Source organism: Peptostreptococcus sp. D1 (assembly GCF_900112955.1).
GTDB lineage: Bacteria > Bacillota > Clostridia > Peptostreptococcales > Peptostreptococcaceae > Peptostreptococcus.
In genome coordinates, this window is the sequence record NZ_FONP01000031.1 from 1 (window position 1) to 2,625 (window position 2,625).

Below are 2,625 nucleotides of genomic sequence, written 5' to 3' on the forward strand. Positions count from 1 at the left end.
TCGTCTACCATCACTATGGTATTGCCTTTTACTTCAGTTCCTTTTACCAATACCTTTCCGTCTTTTACCTCAAAGGTAATTGCTGTTGCCACTTGATACTTATCAGGGGCTGATACCTCTGTAAATGTATAGCTTCCAGCCTCCAATTCAAATTCTGTTAGCTTTCCATCAGTTACCCATTCTTTGATTACTGTTGTACCTTCTTCTGTTGTATCGTCTTTTTTAGTAAGCTTGATTTTAGCTCCTGCTAGCTCTTCTCCATTTTCTGTCAGAGCCTTCTTTGAGAAGCTTACCTTTGTTTCTTTATTTTCCTCGTAATGATTCGTTACATTAAAAATAAGTAATTGCTTGCTTTTATCAACATTTGACTCAACTGTATATGCATTTTCTTTATATCCATTTTCCTTATCATGCCATGGATTGCCATTTTCATCTACCTCTTTTACTTTAAATGTGTAGCCTTGTTCTTTCAAAAATAAATTTGTCCAGTTAAGTGAGGCTACAGTAGGCTGGAGTTTTTGTCTTGCCTTAAAGTCCGCCCTTGGAATGGCAAAATCATCTGAGGTAACTATGCTTTCTTCTCCAGCTTTTACCTTCCAAAGCTCAAAATAAATATCCTTAGTTGATTTTTTATCCTGATTACTCCATTTTTTATTTACTTGTACCTTAGTTATATAAACCTCTTCAGGTTGAGGTGTATCGCTCTCTTTATTTACTAATTTGATTTCCTTTATATCCTTATCAGATTCTCCGGATACATTAGTATCCCCACCCTCAACTAATTTATAGGTTTTGTTCATATCCGATTCAGAAACAGAATAAACTATTTTTTCACCAGAGGTATTTCCATTTCTATATATGGGTAAATTCGTAAACGAAGCCTTCCAGCTAGACATTTTATTCAAAAGCTGTTCTGGAACTTTGTGTCCAGATGCATCAACAGCAGCTTTACCATCTGCTAATAATTTTACCTTTGCAGATAAAAAGTCCAAATCAGATGGAGTACCCTCATTTTTATCCTTCCACTCTTTATTCACATTTACAGTCATTGTAGGAATTTTTTCATCTTCCATAACTACTGTTTTATCATTTGCAATGACATCTATTTGATTTTTGCTACTATATTTAATTTCTCCTGTATCACTAACTTTGATAGTAATAGGATCTGCCACTTTATATCCATTTGGTGCTTTGAGCTCTGTCAAAAGGTATTCACCGACAGGAAGCTTGAAGGTAATTAGATTTCCATCATTTTCCTTAGTAGTCCATATAAATAGTCTTTGATCAATGCTTTCACCATTTATCACTTCAAGCTTAAGTCGTGCATCCATTATAGTAGATTTATCGTCTTTATCAATTTTTTTAATTTTCACTTCATATTCTGTGTAATTTGTTTCGCCATTTGATGAAACAAATTCGCATGAAAGTAAATTTTGGTAGCCTGTATTGTGAGATTCATGTAGCCTTGTAGGCTGAAATAAATCTAATGTATTATTCACAGGAGCATCATTCAAAGTCTTTCCCTTAAGCGGATTATCATCTGTTAAGTCCTGTCCCAATAAAAACTGATAAACATACCATGTCTTTGTATTCATCGTAGCATCAATTTCGTCACCTATAATTTGTGCTTCCTTGGGTATTTTTGTAACCAATTCTGCAGAATCTGTATAATACCAAATCGCTTTTTGTGTAGCTGCATATATTTCAGGGTCCGATATATTTCCATCTCCTGTATCTGGATACCTTGCTTTAAATGCGTTTTTTATCTCATCAACTCTATTTCCCTCTCCATCACGAAAACCGTTATATACAATTTTCAAAATAGCTTCTCTTGCACGTTCTCTCGCGTTAGTTGTAAGCTTAGAGAATTTATCATTCGTTCCTGCAAGCTTTGTGTAGGTTATTAAAGTATCTTCTGTATACTCTTCACCAATATAATCAGGTGCAGATGATTTGATGTCCGGAACAGATCTATTTGCATTAAAGCAGTACGCTATTTTTCCGGCTTCATTGGATCCCCCTTTAATATTTGAACGGACATAAATCATTTCGTTTCCGGTTTTTAGTTTTTTACCTTGTTCGTATAGCTCCTTCAATACAGAATAGGCTTCATACGCACCTACTACACCATAATCATTACCTGCTTCGGCATGAGCATTATAAAAATTTGTCGGTATTGTTCCCACGCTTATTAAAAATGCCAATAATGATATCAATATTGACCTAAATTTCTCTTTCATTTTTTCCTCCTCAACTGATATTCTTATAAATTATCGCTGTAAAGCTCCTATTTTTTTGTATGTTTGAAATAAAAAATTGGCAAGAATACATACCTATCCATCAGGTAAATATTCTTGCCAATCACAAAAAATTATATTACAAAAAGACAGAGCTATTTGTCTGTCTGTCTGTCTGTCTGTCTGTCTGTCTGTCTGTCTGTCTGTCTGTCTGTCTGTCTAACGATTGTGTTCAAATAATCCATCCTTGTCCACTCTTTTCACATAAATTTCTATTTGTATATTATATCAAATTCATTTAATTTTTTCCAGTGTTATTTTTCATATTTGTTACTTAAAATTTGTAATATTACAATCGATATGAAACAAATAATAAAAAAAGAGAGAA

General features: G+C 33.6%; 1 protein-coding gene. It reads right to left on the reverse strand.

The genetic code is table 11. The annotated features are described in order from the left end of the window. Positions 1-2,240, reverse strand: a 2,240-nt coding sequence (locus BM120_RS10575; protein ID WP_143076549.1) for a SpaA isopeptide-forming pilin-related protein, incomplete at its 3' end; no start/stop codon positions are given. Between the last annotated feature and the right edge of the window lie 385 nt (positions 2,241-2,625).